This is a genomic window from Lactobacillus gasseri ATCC 33323 = JCM 1131, assembly GCF_000014425.1.
Lineage (GTDB): Bacteria > Bacillota > Bacilli > Lactobacillales > Lactobacillaceae > Lactobacillus > Lactobacillus gasseri.
In genome coordinates, this window is the sequence record NC_008530.1 from 1,792,063 (window position 1) to 1,809,306 (window position 17,244).

Genomic DNA, 17,244 nt, shown 5'->3' on the forward strand with positions numbered 1-17,244 from the left:
TGGCTTGTTATTCAAGTTGTTTGAGGTAATACCCTCAAAACTAAACAAAGTTTCTCAGTGTGCTTCCGCTTGGCTTTCTCGATGACTTCTCTTTAGTGCTCTCGCACTCTCCATCATCTTTCGCCTTCCTTAGAAAGGAGGTGATCCAGCCGCAGGTTCTCCTACGGCTACCTTGTTACGACTTCACCCTAATCATCTGTCCTACCTTAGACGGCTGACTCCTATAAAGGTTATCCCACCGGCTTTGGGTGTTACAGACTCTCATGGTGTGACGGGCGGTGTGTACAAGGCCCGGGAACGTATTCACCGCGGCGTGCTGATCCGCGATTACTAGCGATTCCAGCTTCGTGTAGGCGAGTTGCAGCCTACAGTCCGAACTGAGAACGGCTTTCAGAGATCCGCTTGCCTTCGCAGGTTCGCTTCTCGTTGTACCGTCCATTGTAGCACGTGTGTAGCCCAGGTCATAAGGGGCATGATGACTTGACGTCATCCCCACCTTCCTCCGGTTTGTCACCGGCAGTCTCATTAGAGTGCCCAACTTAATGATGGCAACTAATGACAAGGGTTGCGCTCGTTGCGGGACTTAACCCAACATCTCACGACACGAGCTGACGACAGCCATGCACCACCTGTCTCAGCGTCCCCGAAGGGAACACCTAATCTCTTAGGTTTGCACTGGATGTCAAGACCTGGTAAGGTTCTTCGCGTTGCTTCGAATTAAACCACATGCTCCACCGCTTGTGCGGGCCCCCGTCAATTCCTTTGAGTTTCAACCTTGCGGTCGTACTCCCCAGGCGGAGTGCTTAATGCGTTAGCTGCAGCACTGAGAGGCGGAAACCTCCCAACACTTAGCACTCATCGTTTACGGCATGGACTACCAGGGTATCTAATCCTGTTCGCTACCCATGCTTTCGAGCCTCAGCGTCAGTTGCAGACCAGAGAGCCGCCTTCGCCACTGGTGTTCTTCCATATATCTACGCATTCCACCGCTACACATGGAGTTCCACTCTCCTCTTCTGCACTCAAGTTCAACAGTTTCTGATGCAATTCTCCGGTTGAGCCGAAGGCTTTCACATCAGACTTATTGAACCGCCTGCACTCGCTTTACGCCCAATAAATCCGGACAACGCTTGCCACCTACGTATTACCGCGGCTGCTGGCACGTAGTTAGCCGTGACTTTCTAAGTAATTACCGTCAAATAAAGGCCAGTTACTACCTCTATCTTTCTTCACTACCAACAGAGCTTTACGAGCCGAAACCCTTCTTCACTCACGCGGCGTTGCTCCATCAGACTTGCGTCCATTGTGGAAGATTCCCTACTGCTGCCTCCCGTAGGAGTTTGGGCCGTGTCTCAGTCCCAATGTGGCCGATCAGTCTCTCAACTCGGCTATGCATCATTGCCTTGGTAAGCCGTTACCTTACCAACTAGCTAATGCACCGCAGGTCCATCCAAGAGTGATAGCAGAACCATCTTTTAAACTCTAGACATGCGTCTAGTGTTGTTATCCGGTATTAGCATCTGTTTCCAGGTGTTATCCCAGTCTCTTGGGCAGGTTACCCACGTGTTACTCACCCGTCCGCCGCTCGCTTGTATCTAGTTTCATCTGGTGCAAGCACCAAATTCATCTAGGCAAGCTCGCTCGACTTGCATGTATTAGGCACGCCGCCAGCGTTCGTCCTGAGCCAGGATCAAACTCTCATTTTCCTTCTTGAAAATGAGCTTTTTATCGTTTAGCTCTAAAACTTTCTTTGAGTTATCTCAAATTTATTGCTTGCGAATTGACTTCGCTTTTGTTTGGGATTTTTTATATCCCGCACACTTTCAGCGAAACTTTGTTCAGTTTTCAAGGTACTACCGTTGCCGTGTGACAACTTTTATATTATATCATGTCTCTTGAGCTTTGACAAGTTATTTTTCTTGCCCCTCATCTTTCTCAAATGACAGCTTTATAATATTATCATCTTTCTGCTCCCTTGACAAGCTCTTTGCTTGGCTTCCTGCCTCTGCTTCGCGCTTGCCTCAAACAGCATGTATTACTTTACAGACTTTTCTCCTTTTCGTCAACCCTTTTTTCTAAAAATTAGCAATATTTTTTTTGAGTGCTAAAAAAGGTCCCACAAAATGAGACCTTTTACTATTTTTGTAACTTAGAATGTTTTACACCATACGTTACATATACAACTATTCCAGCTATTAGCCAAATTCCTACCATAATTTTTGTCATCTTTGGTAGCATCCAGATGAAATATACGCTCAACAGTCCAGATATGACTGGTAAAACTGGATAAAGTGGCATTTTGAATCCATTATTTACAATATCTTTTCTATGACGAAGCGGAATAATCCCAAAAGATATTAAAGCAAAAGCAATTAAAGTACCAGCATTTATTAAGGACGCTAATTCCATCAATGGGACTAATCCAGCAAAAATAGCTGCTACTACTGTAGAAACAATTACAGCATGATCAGGAATCATCTTTTTAGCATGCACGCTTCCCATGGAGTCAGGCAGCAATCCATCTCTTCCCAAAGCATAGAGCAGTCTTGATCCACCCAGCAGCATTGTAATCATTGCTGTAAAAATCCCCACTAATGCTCCAACTGTAATCAACTTATTCCAGGCAGTTAATCCAACAACTTTCAGTGCATATGCTGCTGGATCGTCAACATTTAATTGCCTATAGTTGACCATCCCTGTCAGAACTAAAGAGAAACTCACATAAAGTAATACTGCAATAATTACCGTTCCCATAATTCCTTTAACTACATTTTTAGCAGGATCTTTAGTTTCAGCACTATTAGCTGCTAAAGCGTCAAAGCCAATAAAGGCAAAGAACACTGTCGCTGCTGCTGTAGAAATTCCCCCCATTCCTAATGGAGGAGTTTGAAATTTCTTCGGATAAAAAGGAACATAATTTTCTGCCTTAATATAAAACAGTCCAATCGCAATAAACAAAATGATAATCGCAACCTTGATAATTACTGCTATGTTTTCTACACGCTTCGATAAATTAGCGCCTTGATATAAAATTAGAGCTACAATTAAAACAATCAAAACTGCAGAAAGATTAATTACTCCGCCTTCCATTGGTCCCGCTTCAAGAGCCTTAGGCAAGTGAATACCAATTGGCGCTAAAATATTATTATTAAAATAAGAAGCAAAACCTGTTGCTTCGGCAGAGACAGCCAAGAAATATTCTAGTAGAAGTCCCCATCCGATTATCCAGCCAACAATTTCTCCGTAAATCACTGAGCCAAAAGAATAAGCAGATCCAGCTACTGGCATGGCAGAAGAAAACTCTGCATATGCCATTCCAACCATACCAGAAACAATTGCCGCTAATAAAAACGAGATTGCAACAGCAGGTCCAGCATGCTGAGCTGCTTCATGACCAGGTAAAATAAAAATACCTGTTCCAATAACTGCTCCAATTCCCAGTGCAACTAGATCGCGTGCATTTAAATGTCTAGTTAATCGAGAATCCGCTTTTAAAAAAGTATTTACTGGAACTTTCTTAAAGAAATTTTTCATCCCAATTCTCCTTAATTTATTTTTAATTATTATACCTGATTTCGTCGGGATTTCTACCCTATAATTAAAATTAATTAAAAAAAGAGACGACGAATTAATTCGTCGTCTCTTTTCAAAATAGTATTAACTATTTATTTTCTTTTTTATCTGCCTTTTCAGCTTCTTTAGCGTCTTTCTTTTCTTGTTCGCGTGTTTCTTTATCAAGCAATACATCTTCAAGTACTTCACCATTTAAGTATAAGTGCTTATCGTCAATGGTGAACTTAACTTCCTTAGTATCAGGCTTAGAAACAATTAACTTAGCAGCTGGGGTTTCAAGATCTTGTTCAACAACTCTTCTTAATGGACGAGCACCAAATTCTTTATCATATCCCTTCTTAGCCAAGTACTTCTTAGCATCAGCAGTAACGTGAAGTTTGATGTTTCTCTTAGCAAGAGACTTCTCCATCTTAGCTAAGTAAAGGTCTAAGATCTTAAGCATATCTTCACTAGTCAATGAATTGAATGGCACAATTGCATCAAGACGGTTCAAGAATTCTGGTCTGAAGTAAACTTCAAGTGCCTTACGTAAAGCATCTTGATCATCGCCCTTGAGTAACTTATCAGAGTATCCAGCGTTTGAAGTCATGATGATGATAGTATCCTTGAAGGAAATTGTTCTGCCTTGTGCATCAGTCAAACGACCATCATCCATAATTTGAAGTAAGGCATTAAAGACTTGTGGGTTTGCTTTTTCAATTTCGTCAAGCAAGATCAATGAATATGGTTGGTGACGAATCTTTTCAGTTAATTGTCCGCCTTCACCATAACCAACATAACCTGGTGCTGAACCAATTAACTTGTTAACAGCCATTTGGTCTTGGTATTCTGACATGTCCAAACGTACTAAAGCATCAGCCTTGCCGAACAACTTAATTGCTAATTGCTTAGCCAATTCAGTCTTACCAACACCAGTAGGACCAGTAAGTAAGAATGAACCAGTTGGGCGGTTAGAATCCTTAAATACTTGCTTACGAGCAATTGCATCAGTGATGATATCAATAGCCTTATCTTGGTCAATAACAACTTTCTTCAAGTCAGCAGCTAAGTTAGCATTCTTTTGAGCTTCATTTGCATTAATTTCGCTCATTGGAATACCAGTCTTAGTTTGAATCAAAGAGTACATATCTTCTGGTGTAACTTTAAGTTCACTAGCTTTGCCTGCAGTCTTAAGGTCTTTCTTAAGATCTTCAATTTCTTTCTTAAGCTTAGCAGCTTCATCGTATTTTTCATTTTTAGCTGCTTCTGCCTTTTTACCTTCTAAGGCATGAATCTTATTTTTGATTGAAGTTTCATCTTTTTGATCCATTCCTAAAGACTTCTTAGCACCAGCTTCATCCATTAAATCAATGGCCTTATCTGGCAAATGACGATCATTGATGTAACGGTTTGAAAGTTCAGCAGCAAGCTTTAATGCTTCTGGATCGTATTTTACATTGTGATACTTCTCATATCTTGGAGCTAAGCCCTTCAAAATTTGAACAGCATCTTCAATCGTTGGTTCTGGTACTTGAACTGGTTGGAATCTTCTAGCTAAAGCTGGATCCTTTTCGATTTGTTGGTATTCACTAGTAGTAGTTGCACCAATTACACGAATTTCACCACTTGCTAATGCTGGCTTCAAAATGTTAGCAGCATCCCCAGAATTGTTTTCTGAATCAGTAGAACCTGCACCAACAATATTATGTAATTCATCGATAAAGAGAATAACGTTCTTGTCGCCTTTAGCTTTATCAATAATCTTCTTTAATTTTTCTTCAAAACTACCACGAAGAGAAGTACCTGCAACTAACTCATTAATGTTCAATTCAATGATGTGGGCGTTCTTAAGTTTTTCAGGAACGTCTCCATCAACGATTCTTTGAGCTAAACCTTCAACTACTGAAGTTTTACCAACACCAGCAGGTCCAGTTAAAACAGGATTGTTCTTCTTACGTCTACTTAAAATTTCAATAACTTGGTCAATAACAGCTGTACGTCCAATGACAGGATCATATTTACCCTTTTTAGCTTGTTCAGTTAAATCAACACCAATTGGCTTTTCCTTTTGTTGTTGGCCATTTTGTGCTCCTTGTTGTGGTGCTTGACCAGCACTATATCTCATTGGTTGTTGACCATTAGACATTCTTCCATCATTGAAAAAGTCTCTGTTTAATTCATTAAACAAATCGTCAAAATTGTAGTTTCCATTGTCAAAGTATGCCATGCTTTACACACTCCTCATATTCTCAAAAATTTTAGCACTTACAACTAATGAGTGCTAACTACTCACATTTTTTATTATAACAGGTTATCCACAGAAAGCCAAATATTATATCATATTTTTTCCACAGATTATTTTAATTTGTGAATAAAATAGGCACAATGTATGTTTTAAAGTACATTGTGCCTAAATAATTTGTGAATTAGTATGTTAGTTTTGTTTCTAAATTATTTATTTTTATTATTTTTCCAATCTTTTAATTATTTTGATTTTTATTTTGATTTTTTCGACTTCCTCTTGGTTTTTGACCATTTCCTTGCACGTTATCTCCACTATCTTTTCAAGCAGATACTGTTCAATCAGCTGAACTACTTGTTTATTCTGCGGCAATGAAGAGTGCTGAGCATCCGCTCCAGTAACAGTCATTGTAGTATAGTGCTTTACTTGATTTTGGAAAATATATTTTCCTGCAGCCACACTACTTTCTGGCACTAATCCATCAGATTCATAATTTTGTCCACCTGATACAGAATACACATCTAAGTTCTCTGGTATTTTCTTTCGATTTTTAATAAAATCATTTAGCATTTCCGTCTTATGATCAATATTACTTTCATTAAAGTTATACGGGGTACCTAAGGTCATTAATTTCTTGATACGAATTTCATCACTATAATCATCATAGTAATTTTCTAGCCAATAAGTCCAAATTAATCCCCCATTAGAATGACCAAAAGCCTTAAAATTATTAAATTTGTATTGCTGACTAAGTTGCGCAAATGCTTCATCAAACCAACCAGCTTGTTTTTTGATATTAGCATAGCCATCATGATTGTTTTCAAAACCTACAACAATAAAGGGTTCATTATCATTACGATTGATTTTTCCACTATATTTTAGCGTTCCATCTTTTTTAACCTGAATTTTCAGTAAACTATGCTTTTTAAAAGTACCTTTATTCAGTAAATTAACTAATTCATTAAACCGTTCAGTCGTGGCACTAGAGCCGGGAATCATAATGACTGGTGACATTTGTGATTTTCGTCTCTCAGCTAAATCATGATTGGCACTTTTGATCCAGAAAAAAGTTGGAATGGACAAAACTATTAAAAAAATAAATGTTCCTAATAAAAGTAGGCGGTTTTTGGATACCTTTTTTCTATTTAACATGTTTATACACCGCCTCCTCATCATTTAACAAATCAATTTCATCCTGGACATCCTTAGACATTTTAATGATCGGTAAATATAACAAAATATCTAAGGCAAATAGTAGCATTGAAAATACTAAAGCTTGCCACGTTCCATTTGTAGCAATAAAGGCTACTAAAGGGCCTGGTGTGCCAGATAAGACATTATAAGCTGAGGCAGGAACCAAATGAATTGCAATCATACTAGCAGCTAAAAGCATATTCATAACTGGTAAAACTACATATGGAAATAAGAATAGTGGATTAAGCATAATCGGTATACCTAGAAAAGCACCCTGATTAGAACCAAATAATGTCGGTATAAAACTCCAACGTGCCACTCTAACAATGCTGCTTTTTTTAATAAAAATTAAAATACCAATTAATAAAACTAAAGTTAAGCCGCTCCCACCAAATCTTCCATAAGATTGATATAAAGAATTCCCCACATAAGGATTAGGTACATTCCAGCTTGAGCCATGAGTTAAAGCATAGTTCAGATTAGCAACATTGGTCGCACTATCGCTCCCTGCCGTCAAAGAAGCTAGCGGCTGACCAATTCCTAGCCAGTTAAGTAGTAGTGCTAGGAGTAATAAAGGAATAAATACTCCTAAGTTTAAATTGTTCTGACCTTGACTTTGAAAAAATTGATAAAAATTAGTCGCTACTACACGCACATGAACCAAACTAGTTAAAATACCAACTATTAAGCCAATTACCCAAGTTGCAAGCATCGGACGGAAAGAATCAAAGGCTCTTTGCTTAATTTGCTGTGCGCTCTCTGTATGCCGATGGTGATATTCGACTCCTAAAAATCTAAAAATAAGCCCAGTACCAAATCCTATTAAAAGGGCGAATAAAAAGCTATTAATATTTAAAAAACGCCAATTAAAGGAAAGCTGAAAATCTCTCGTGTCCCTAAAACGATACGCGCACAAAAGCAAGGCTAACATTCCTGAAACTCCAGCCATTTGAGCATCTTTTTGATACAGACGAGCAGTATATTGAGCTGAAAAATAAGCGGTAAACAAACCAAAAGTGCCAAATATTACACTGGTAACGCCTTGACAAGAATACCATGCCGCATTAAATAAATGGTCAGGCAACCATTTATCAAAATAGAAAATATTTGATATTAAACTTGTAGGTGAAAAAACACTCTGCCATAAAAATTGGAAAATACTACCGACAACAGCTAAAGGCATTAACATCATCAAAGTTCGATCTGCCACTCTAAAAAATGCTAGTCTCCGAAGTCGAACGATAGTTTTAAAAATTACTTTCTCCATATTTCACTAATCCTTAGTCCTTTAAGTCTATCCTTTAGTTTAAATTAAATATAGAAAGAAACCTATCATTTTTCATTAAAATATCGCAAAAAATACAAAATTTAGGAATCATTGATTTAAGAGAGAACATGATATAATGATGAAGAAGATAACAAGGGAGAAAAATTATGGCTAAACGAAGTTTTTCTATTAATGATGAAACTGACCGTCTACTCAATTACTACCTAAATCACTCTGAAAAAGATTGGGACTCAGTAATTAATGAAGCAATTAAATATTACATTTGCGATCATTTAACACAAAAGCAAGTCCATGAGGCAATGAAGCATACAGGAAAGGATGCTTTTCCAGCAGATGAAGTTCTTCGTAACTTTAATAGCAGCTGGATGAATGGTGATGCTTAATATCGATTGCATAAAAGACTATCTTAGGTCAAAATGAAAGTAGCATTATTAAAAAGAAGCTGACAATTGTCAGCTTCTTTTTATACGATAAATCTTAATTTAAAAGGAGGAACACACATGTTAAAAAAGCATGCGCTAGACCCTATTAAGTTAATTTGGCTATTTGCTGGTTCTCTAATCATCAATACTGGCGTTAGTTTTATTTGGCCACTAACTACAATTTATATTCACAATTATCTTCACGAAACGCTCACTATAGCTGGGATTGTATTATTTATTAACTCCGCTTTTACAATGGTAGGAAATGCACTAGGTGGTTTTTTATTTGATAAGTGGCATCCATATCAAACACTTTTAACTGGCGTAAGCATTTCTACATTATCCACTTTCTTATTGGTCCTCTTTCATGGCTGGCCAGCCTATCCAATCTTGTTAATTACTTTAGGGTTAGGTAATGGGATCGTAGTTACTGGTTTAAATTCTATTGCGACTCTAATTAGGAGTCGAAATGCTTCTTATGTTTTTAACGTTTTATATTTCACACAAAACTTGGGACTAGTCTTTGGCTCGTTAATGGTTGGATTTATTTTACCCTTCGGCATTACTTATATTTTCCTACTTGCCTTTATTATGTTTGCATTTTTAAGTATCGTAGTCTTTCTTGAATATCGCGGTTTAAATCAGGCTCATGCTGCTAAAGGTAAAAAAGTAGCTGAATCAGAATATCAAGAACAGATTCCCTATGGTGCAAAAAAAGCTATTTTTTCTATCTTAGTTTGTGTTCTAGCAGCTTGGATTGCATATGAACAATGGAACTCAAACATTTCTTCCTACATGTTAGGCTTACATATGAGTGTACGTTTATACAGTTTGCTTTGGACTTTAAATGCTGTTTTAATCGTACTCATTCAGCCTCTTTTAACTTACTTCGACGATTGGCTAACCCAGCACTTACACGGTCGTTTATATATTGGTTTCAGTTTATTTGGATTAGCTTTCTTATTGCTAATCGGGGCAAGTCACTATTTTAGCTTTGTCTTAGCTATGGCTGTCCTGACTTGTGGTGAAATTTTAGCCTTTCCTGCTGTTTCCACTTTCGTTAATGATCGGGCCACTAATAAAGATAAGGGAAAATATCAAGGAATTGTTCAATCAATTACTTCAGCTGGTCGTGCTTTAGGGCCACTAATTGGTGCCTTAGTAATCGATAATTTTTCCTACTTGGTTTTATTTATCTTTTGTACCATTTTAGTTTTAATTTCCGTTCTTCTATTTGCACTGATTAATGCTTATAACAAGAAAAAGATCGCTAAATAGCGATCTTTTATTTTATCTATTTTACAAGAAAAGCCTAATTCCACCAACATCGGAATCAGGCTCACACAGTGTTAGGTACCGTTATTCTGACCAAATAAAAAGCTACGTTTTCGCTACCGTAGAAAACGCACTTTGTTACAACGGTACAGGTAAATATTAGCACAGCAATCATACTTGCACAACCAGTTTTAGCGATGCTTAAATAGCAAAAAAAGAGATGGAAAACATGTTTCCATCTCTATGAAGCAGCCTTTATCAGATTTTCCATAAGATCATTACACATCTGTCTTACCTTAAAATAATCCTTAACCGGATAATTAGACTGAATCACTAATACATCCCTTGTATCATTAGAAATTCGATAGTACGTTGTGTAACCATCTCCAGAGCCATTTGAAGAATGAAAATCAGGGAAATTGTAAAAACCAGCATTATACTTAGCAGGATCGGCAGGAGTGTATACTTTTTGCACTGAAGAAGGTTTGATTATTTCTCCATTTAAAATAGCACTAGTAGCTCGATACAAGTCTTTATTGGACATTACCAAACATCCTGCTCCTAAGTCTCCATGCACCTTATCAGCTGAGATAAAGTGCGGTACTAAATATCCTTGGGAACTCTTGGTATAAGGGATTGCAACCTTAATTTGCTTATTCTTAGGAATATCCCAATAAAATTCAGTTTCAGACAGACCTAGTTTTTTAATATAGGTATCTTTCACAAGGCTTTCATAAGTACGATGAGTTACTTTTTCTAAAATACCTGACAGCAAAATATAATTAATTGATGAATAGACGCGTTGATTATAGTGTCGTTTATCAAAAATCACATTGTGCTTGATGTCATATTTAATCCCTGCTTGGTTGTTTTTGAAGACAGGAGTCCCGTAATTCGACTCATCTTTTCCGCGTAAACCAGCCTCCATAGTTAGAAGCTGCTCAATCGTTATTTGATTAGCATGCGGGACTTGAGGATAAAATTTTGATAATTTATCACTAAGCTTAAGCTTTTTTCGCTCAACCTGTTTCATGACCAAAGTACCAGTAAAAACTTTATTGACTGAATTAATAAAAAAAGCAGTCTTTGGTGTATTACGGACTTTTTTACTGATATTGGCATAGCCAGTTGACTCATTGAGAATTACTTTATTATTCTTAATCGCCAAGACGTTACCAATAATCCCTGCCTGTGCTAGTTTTTTTTTATATCTGCCGCTGCCTTACTTTTAGTACTTGGCATTTTTACGTCAGATTTATTACCCCAAGCTTTAGTGAAGTAGTAACTATCAAGTTTGTAATTAACTGGATGATTCTTTTCTTCCATAAATGGCTTCACGTATTGATCTACTTTTAGCCAGCCATTCCAGCCGAGGTGAATCGTATCTTCCATGAAGAATTTCTTTCCACCATCTTTTGATAAATCAGCAATATTGTTAAAGCCTTGAGAGGTAAGTTGTTTAGTAATTTTAGCAACGCACTCTTGATACATTGTTTGAGACAAGCCGGTGTACTTAGCCCATTTTTCATTAACAGGTGGGATAATAAACAAAACATTCACATGTTCATGAGCTAACTCATTTAATACTAATTCAAAGTCAGCATATTCTGGTGACTTAGTGTAGTCAAAGCTTCTTTGGGAATTCTTTAACTTCTTTAAGTGCTTATTATTTAGCTTCTTATCAAAGAAACCATTAGAAATACCGAATTTATTGTTAGTAGTACCTTGCTTACCTTGTTCATTAGCGAATTGACGCAAATTATCATATGCGTAAGTACCCGGTAATTTACCAGCTTCTTTTTGAATCTTAGGAATATTATTAGTCATCCCTATCGAAGAAAAGAAGTTATCCTCATTAGCTAGCATCCGACGTCTAGCTTTCAAATATAGGGTTTGATACTTAGACAATTTCTGTCCTGAAGCTAATGTCATTAAAGCATACTTCGTAGTTTCACTAGCAGTTCCAGCAGGCATATCTAATAGCCGTCTTGCAGCGTAGCGCGTAGCAACGCTATCTTTAGCACCTAAAATCCAGTCAACAGCTTGAAGCTGAGAAAAGTACATGCCAAAAGCAGCTGGATTTTGTCCCTGCTTAGTAAACCACTGCGGAGAAATAATAAATACAGCCTTCTTGTTAGAAAGTTGATTTACTGTTTCCTGCATAGTGAAAAAGTGGGTTAATGATTGACTTCCCGGTCCTCCTAATAAGAAAGGTCGATAATTTCTCTTATATTTATAAGCTAAAACACTTGGGTGCAAAGCATCCATTCTTGACAATTCACTAGAGCCATAAAATGGAACATAGCCTTTTTCAAAAGCCGCTTGCTTAATTGATTGCCCCTTGAAAACAGTCTGAGATTGTGAAACTGAAGCTTTAAATAAGGCATTATCCGACTTTTCACCATTTTGCCATGGAATCAAAAATAAGATCACTAGCAAAATGAAAGCACAAAGAACTGGGCCAAAAATCTGCCACAGTTTGCGTTTATTACTCATTTCTTAAGCTTTCTACCTTTGCAATGATTTTATTTGGAGTATCCCAATCTTCACGGTGAAATTCTGAAACTGGTGCAGTAACACCACATTTATCCTGCAATTCAAGTAACATTTGAACAGTTGCCATGGAATCTAACAAACCATTTTCAAAAATGTTTTCATCCATTTGATCACTTAAATCTTCACCAGTTAATTCATTTAAAATATCTAAAACAGCTTGCTTTGTATCCATAATTAAGAAAATCCTTTCAAAAATAATAAATTACTTCCAGCCAAACCATAATGTACTCAAGAAACCTGAGAAAATTAGGAAACTGAAACAAACAACATTAAATGTTAAGAAGATCGCAAACCACTGGGTAAACTTATTATGTGGAATTTGCTTACGGTGCTTACGCTTAAATCTTAGCCAAATATCATTAATGATAATTGCCAAAGCATGGTAAATACCATATACGATATAGTACCACGTTAAGCCATGCCAGAAGCCCATAATTAAGAAATCTACTAAATATGCGACTTGCGATAATCTAATTCTATTCTTTACCAATTTATGCTTCATTGCAAAGAATGTAAAACGCATAAAGATAAAGTCACGGAACCAGAACGACAGAGTCATGTGCCATCTATTCCAGAAATCTTTAATATTTTGAGAAATAAATGGTTTATTAAAGTTCATCGGAGTTCTAATTCCCATGAAATATGAAGTACCAACAGCAAATAAAGAATATCCCGCAAAGTCAAAGAAAAGGTACATACTGTAGCAGTACATATAACCAAGAAGAGCCCAAGATAAACGTAGACCACCATTGGCTTGACCATAAAACAGTGCATCTTTAGCTAATTGCGGCAACCATAAGGTACCAAAGATATAGCCAATAATAAATTTATACAAAAATCCTTGGAAAATATATCTTGTCCCAAATTTTAGGTTTTCAATATATTTGTCTCGCTCTGGTGCCTTATCATAGTCTTCCTTAAATCTCCGATAACGATCAATAGGACCCGAAGAAATAGTTGGGAAGAAGAGCAGGAATCTTGCATATGTAATTGGATCGACTTTTTTAATAGTTTTATCGCGAAGTTCCATAATAACTTGCACTGTCTTAAAAGTTAAATATGAAATTCCGAAGAACCCAATTAAATCAGCAGTCTTATTGTGTGCTAAAGGCGCAATCTTTACTGCTGCTAAAGGTAAAATTGCCAGGATAACGGCTAAACAAAAAACAGAGGTTTTATTCTTTCCAGAATTAACATATTTTTGATAAGCAAAAGTAATTAAAAATTGGAAAATAATATATCCAATCAGTTGAACTCCCTGTATCCAGTCTTTACCATTAAACATCAAAAACAAAAATAGTAATGAAACGAAAGCTTCATAAGTCTTAAAGCGCCGACCATGATACAAACCAATAATTAATGGCAACAGCGCAATAAAAAGAATGACGAAGTAACGCGGATTACTATATGGCTGAATGTTGATCACGCGTTATTTACCTCCTTAATTACTTGTTTAATATCTACCTTACCGTTTTGAGAAATTGGCATTTCATCACGGTAGATAAAGCGTTGAGGAAGCATGTATGGCATAATATCTTGACTTAAAGACTCACGTAACTTTTTAGTCAATTCAGCATCATCGTACTTTTCTCGTACTCCATCAGCTAATTCAACTACAGCCACTAATTGTTGAACCTTATGTTCTTTATTGTATTTAGGAGCAACAACGCCATAACGTACTAATGGATTCTTAGCAAGATAGAAGTTAATTTCTTCTAGCTCAATTCGGTAACCATTGAACTTAACTTGGAAATCAATTCTTCCGCGATAAAAGAGCATATTGCCATCTAAAAATCCTAAGTCCCCAGTACGGTAACTTGCATGCTCTCTATCTTTAAAGAAAGCAGCCTTAGTCTTTTCTGGATTATTTAAATATCCTTTTGAAACACTAGGTCCTTCAATAATAACTTCGCCTTGATCCTTTTCTTCACCTTTTGAAGTATCAATTGAAATTTTAGTATCTTCTTTAGAAACCCCAATTGGTAATCGATCATACTTATTCAAAACATCATCAGTAATTTCTACTTGAGTAACAGCAACAGTTGTTTCTGTAGGACCGTAAGTGTTGAAAATATGGCTATCTGGGAATTTCATCTTAAGCATTTTAGCTGTCTTATGACTTAATTCTTCACCGCAGAATAGAAAATGTGTTAATTCCGGATGGTGCTTTGCATCAAAAGTTGGATCCAAAAAGCTCATCTCTACAAATGATGGTGTTGAAACCCAAACGTTAAATTTTAATTGTGGCAAAGTCTTAAATAACTGACCTAAATTCTCAGTTACATCATGAGGTAATACTACTAGCTTGCCGCCTGCAGTTAAAGCAGGATATAGGCTCATAACAGATAAGTCAAAAGAATACGGAGCTTGTGCTAAAAAACTAGGTTGATCTGGAAGTGAAAAGTCATTTAACTCCCAATTTACAAAGCTCAGTAAATTATCATGACTAATTTGCACACCTTTAGGTTTACCGGTAGTACCTGAAGTAAAGATAATATAGAAGTTATCATCCCCACTTACAAATTTACTTTGATCAACCGCTGTGTGATTATTAGAAACTTCCTCAGGAGTTAAAACTTTGATATTTTCCATTTCAATTGGAAGCTTATCAATTGCAATTACCAATGGAGATTCAGAAACCTCTTGAATCATTAACAAACGTTCACTATTAGAATAGCTAGCAATCGGAATATAAGCATGTCCCGCTTTTACAGCACCAAGAAAACTGGCAATCATTTCAAAGGTTTGACCACCCCAAATCATTACTGGGGCTTTTTCAGGAAGATCTAATTCGCTAATCTTAGCTGCATATGCATCTGAGCGAGCTTTCAAGTCTCCATAAGTATTAGTTTCGCCAAGATAATCATAGGCGATTCGGTTTGGATCTTCAGTAGCAATTTGATCGATTGTCTTGATTACATCTTTAATCATTTAATGCGACCCTTTCAGTTCTAGAAATCTTTATAAATAAATTTTGCAGCCCCAATGCCGCTATATGAGTACAAGTAAACTAGCACTACAAGCACTGCAAAGTAAAAGAGAGTTTTAGCAATAAATAAGCCGATTTCTTTTTTCTTTGTATTATTTTGCTTATCTTTATTTTCTGCCATGCTTACACCTCGTAATCTTTTTTCTAAATTTTACAACATTGTTATAAAACAGGTTAACATTTTTACTATTTCTTAGAAAAATAGCATGAACAGAAGTAATTATACCAAAAATAGCCTTAGTTATGGATAGTTCGCTATTATTGATTACGTTTTCTTTCTATAAAATAACCAATTCCTAAAAAAATAGTCGGTAAAATCGAAACAAACACTAAGACTACTAAAATCACCTTTAAAAGCCAGTCAGGATTTTCCCACTTTTTATCATTGGCAGTTGTTAAAGCATAGGCTGAGAATAAAACAATTGTAATTAGGTTTATTAAAAACAAGCTGCTATGTGAATATTGATACAGCATTAAAACACTGCTTCCTGATACCAAGCCACTCCAGCCTGCTAATCGTACCCAAAAAGCTATCTTTTTAACCATTTTAACCCCCTAGTAAGGCATTAATATTCGCTGATAAAATTCGGTCGACAATCATAATTTGATCACGTGCATACGCCTTGGCACCAGATTCAAATAACATTAGTAGCTGACCATTTTGAACATAAATTTGTTCTAAGTATGGCGGCATAACTACAACTTTTTCTGCATTTCCTTCATCTAGATAGTTCAAAGCTGAAATTGGGAAAAAGTATAACTTAGAGTCCTTGCTTCCATAAGATTGGCTTAAAATAATCCAGTTTTGATAAAAGGCGATTCCTTGAATCTGTCGATCCATTGAAGCACTTCCAGAACCTAAGGCCCAAGATACTTGACCAGTTACTGCCTTAATTTGGTCACTAGTGATTGTTCCTTTAAAGTTCCCTGAACGGGCAATCGGATAACTAGCAATTTGTCCTTGACCATCTGTATTAAAAAAGCCAACAAACAACTGATTGTCGTAATAAGTTACACAAGATGCCCTTTCAATTGTTGGCAAAGCAATTACATTATCATATTTAATAGGTTGCTTTTTCTTATTATAACTGTATTTTTCTAATTTCTTTAATGAAAAGGACATTAGGGCTGAAGAATCGTCTTGACTTCCTGTTACCCAAATATTTTTAGCAACTGGATCATAAGCAATACCGCCCAAATGCGGCGCTCCTGAAACTTGAATGGTCTTTAAATACTTACCAGTTTTTTTATCTAAGCAGTAAATTACAGAACGATGAGTATGAGTTGAATCATAGGCCGTAATTAATAAATATTTACCGGCTACAGTTAATCCTTGCGGGGTCATTGTATCGGCATCTGTTAGCTTCTTTTTATTGAAATCATAGCTTGGCGTTACAACTTGTCCTGGGATTACGACACTGCTACCGATTTTACTAGCACGTGGCGTTTCATAGGCTGCACTATAGACATCAGGATACTTTTCATTCAGTAATTTCTTAAAATAGGCTAAATTATGATGACCTGGGCTAATGCTTGTACCATCCTTTGCCTTTTCTACATCTGGTCTAGATGTAAATGTTGCTTTTGCCTGTTCTCGCTTTTGATATTGCTGATAGCCATAGTAACCGCCATAACTAACCCCAGCAATAATTGCCAAAATTAAGATTAGTTTAAACAGAATCTTTAAAAATCTTTTCATTAGCTTTCCCTACCTAAATAAACAACT

At 36.6% G+C, this 17,244-nt stretch carries 13 protein-coding genes, 1 rRNA gene and 1 pseudogene; 2 read left to right on the forward strand and 13 right to left on the reverse strand.

The genetic code is table 11. From position 1 onward, the window contains the following. Window positions 1–133: 133 nt before the first annotated feature. The 5 genes and pseudogenes from LGAS_RS08885 to LGAS_RS08905 form a co-directional block, all read right to left on the reverse strand. Window positions 134–1,706, reverse strand: a 16S ribosomal RNA gene (locus LGAS_RS08885). Window positions 1,707–2,136: 430 nt separating this feature from the next. Further along, complete coding sequence (locus LGAS_RS08890) at window positions 2,137–3,534, reverse strand: APC family permease (RefSeq protein WP_003657406.1); 1,398 nt, start codon at window positions 3,532–3,534, stop codon at window positions 2,137–2,139. A 127-nt stretch (window positions 3,535–3,661) separates the two neighbouring features. Next, window positions 3,662–5,779 (reverse strand): ATP-dependent Clp protease ATP-binding subunit, encoded by a 2,118-nt coding sequence (locus LGAS_RS08895; protein WP_003657405.1) that lies wholly within the window; start codon window positions 5,777–5,779, stop codon window positions 3,662–3,664. 253 nt (window positions 5,780–6,032) lie between these two features. After that, window positions 6,033–6,946: pseudogene (locus tag LGAS_RS08900) on the reverse strand (alpha/beta hydrolase). Next, complete coding sequence (locus tag LGAS_RS08905; protein WP_003648204.1) at window positions 6,936–8,255, reverse strand: PTS transporter subunit EIIC; 1,320 nt, start codon at window positions 8,253–8,255, stop codon at window positions 6,936–6,938. Before LGAS_RS08905 ends, LGAS_RS08900 begins: the two are co-directional and overlap by 11 nt. A 167-nt stretch (window positions 8,256–8,422) precedes the next feature. Between LGAS_RS08905 and LGAS_RS08910 the strand changes: the two genes are divergently transcribed. Next, window positions 8,423–8,659, forward strand: a complete 237-nt coding sequence (locus LGAS_RS08910) for a hypothetical protein (protein WP_003648203.1) — start codon at window positions 8,423–8,425, stop codon at window positions 8,657–8,659. Between the two features lie 117 nt (window positions 8,660–8,776). Next, a complete protein-coding gene (locus LGAS_RS08915; protein ID WP_003653107.1) occupies window positions 8,777–9,976 on the forward strand; it encodes an MDR family MFS transporter in 1,200 nt (399 codons plus the stop codon). A 238-nt stretch (window positions 9,977–10,214) separates the two neighbouring features. Here LGAS_RS08915 and LGAS_RS08920 read toward each other — a convergent pair whose 3' ends face one another. From LGAS_RS08920 to LGAS_RS08955, 8 genes are all read right to left on the reverse strand, one after another. Continuing rightward, a complete protein-coding gene (locus tag LGAS_RS08920; protein WP_003648202.1) occupies window positions 10,215–11,141 on the reverse strand; it encodes a serine hydrolase domain-containing protein in 927 nt (308 codons plus the stop codon). 26 nt (window positions 11,142–11,167) lie between these two features. Beyond that, window positions 11,168–12,469, reverse strand: coding sequence for a D-alanyl-lipoteichoic acid biosynthesis protein DltD (dltD, locus tag LGAS_RS08925; RefSeq protein ID WP_003648201.1), 1,302 nt, complete (start codon window positions 12,467–12,469; stop codon window positions 11,168–11,170). Further along, complete coding sequence (gene dltC / locus LGAS_RS08930) at window positions 12,462–12,701, reverse strand: D-alanine--poly(phosphoribitol) ligase subunit DltC (RefSeq protein WP_003648200.1); 240 nt, start codon at window positions 12,699–12,701, stop codon at window positions 12,462–12,464. The genes dltD and dltC overlap by 8 nt, the downstream gene beginning before the upstream one ends. Before the next feature lie 30 nt (window positions 12,702–12,731). Further along, on the reverse strand, window positions 12,732–13,955 hold the full coding sequence (gene dltB, locus LGAS_RS08935; RefSeq protein ID WP_003657404.1) for a D-alanyl-lipoteichoic acid biosynthesis protein DltB: 1,224 nt from the start codon (window positions 13,953–13,955) through the stop codon (window positions 12,732–12,734). Further along, entirely contained in the window at window positions 13,952–15,460 is a 1,509-nt protein-coding gene (gene dltA, locus LGAS_RS08940) for a D-alanine--poly(phosphoribitol) ligase subunit DltA (protein WP_003648199.1), read from the reverse strand. The genes dltB and dltA overlap by 4 nt, the downstream gene beginning before the upstream one ends. A gap of 20 nt (window positions 15,461–15,480) precedes the next feature. Then, window positions 15,481–15,639, reverse strand: coding sequence for a teichoic acid D-Ala incorporation-associated protein DltX (locus LGAS_RS08945; RefSeq protein WP_003649824.1), 159 nt, complete (start codon window positions 15,637–15,639; stop codon window positions 15,481–15,483). Between the two features lie 137 nt (window positions 15,640–15,776). Then, window positions 15,777–16,064 (reverse strand): hypothetical protein, encoded by a 288-nt coding sequence (locus LGAS_RS08950; RefSeq protein ID WP_003648197.1) that lies wholly within the window; start codon window positions 16,062–16,064, stop codon window positions 15,777–15,779. A gap of 1 nt (window position 16,065) precedes the next feature. Next, window positions 16,066–17,217 carry a YncE family protein gene (locus tag LGAS_RS08955; protein ID WP_003653120.1) on the reverse strand — a complete coding sequence of 384 codons (1,152 nt, stop codon included), beginning with the start codon at window positions 17,215–17,217 and terminating at the stop codon, window positions 16,066–16,068. Window positions 17,218–17,244 lie beyond the last annotated feature (27 nt).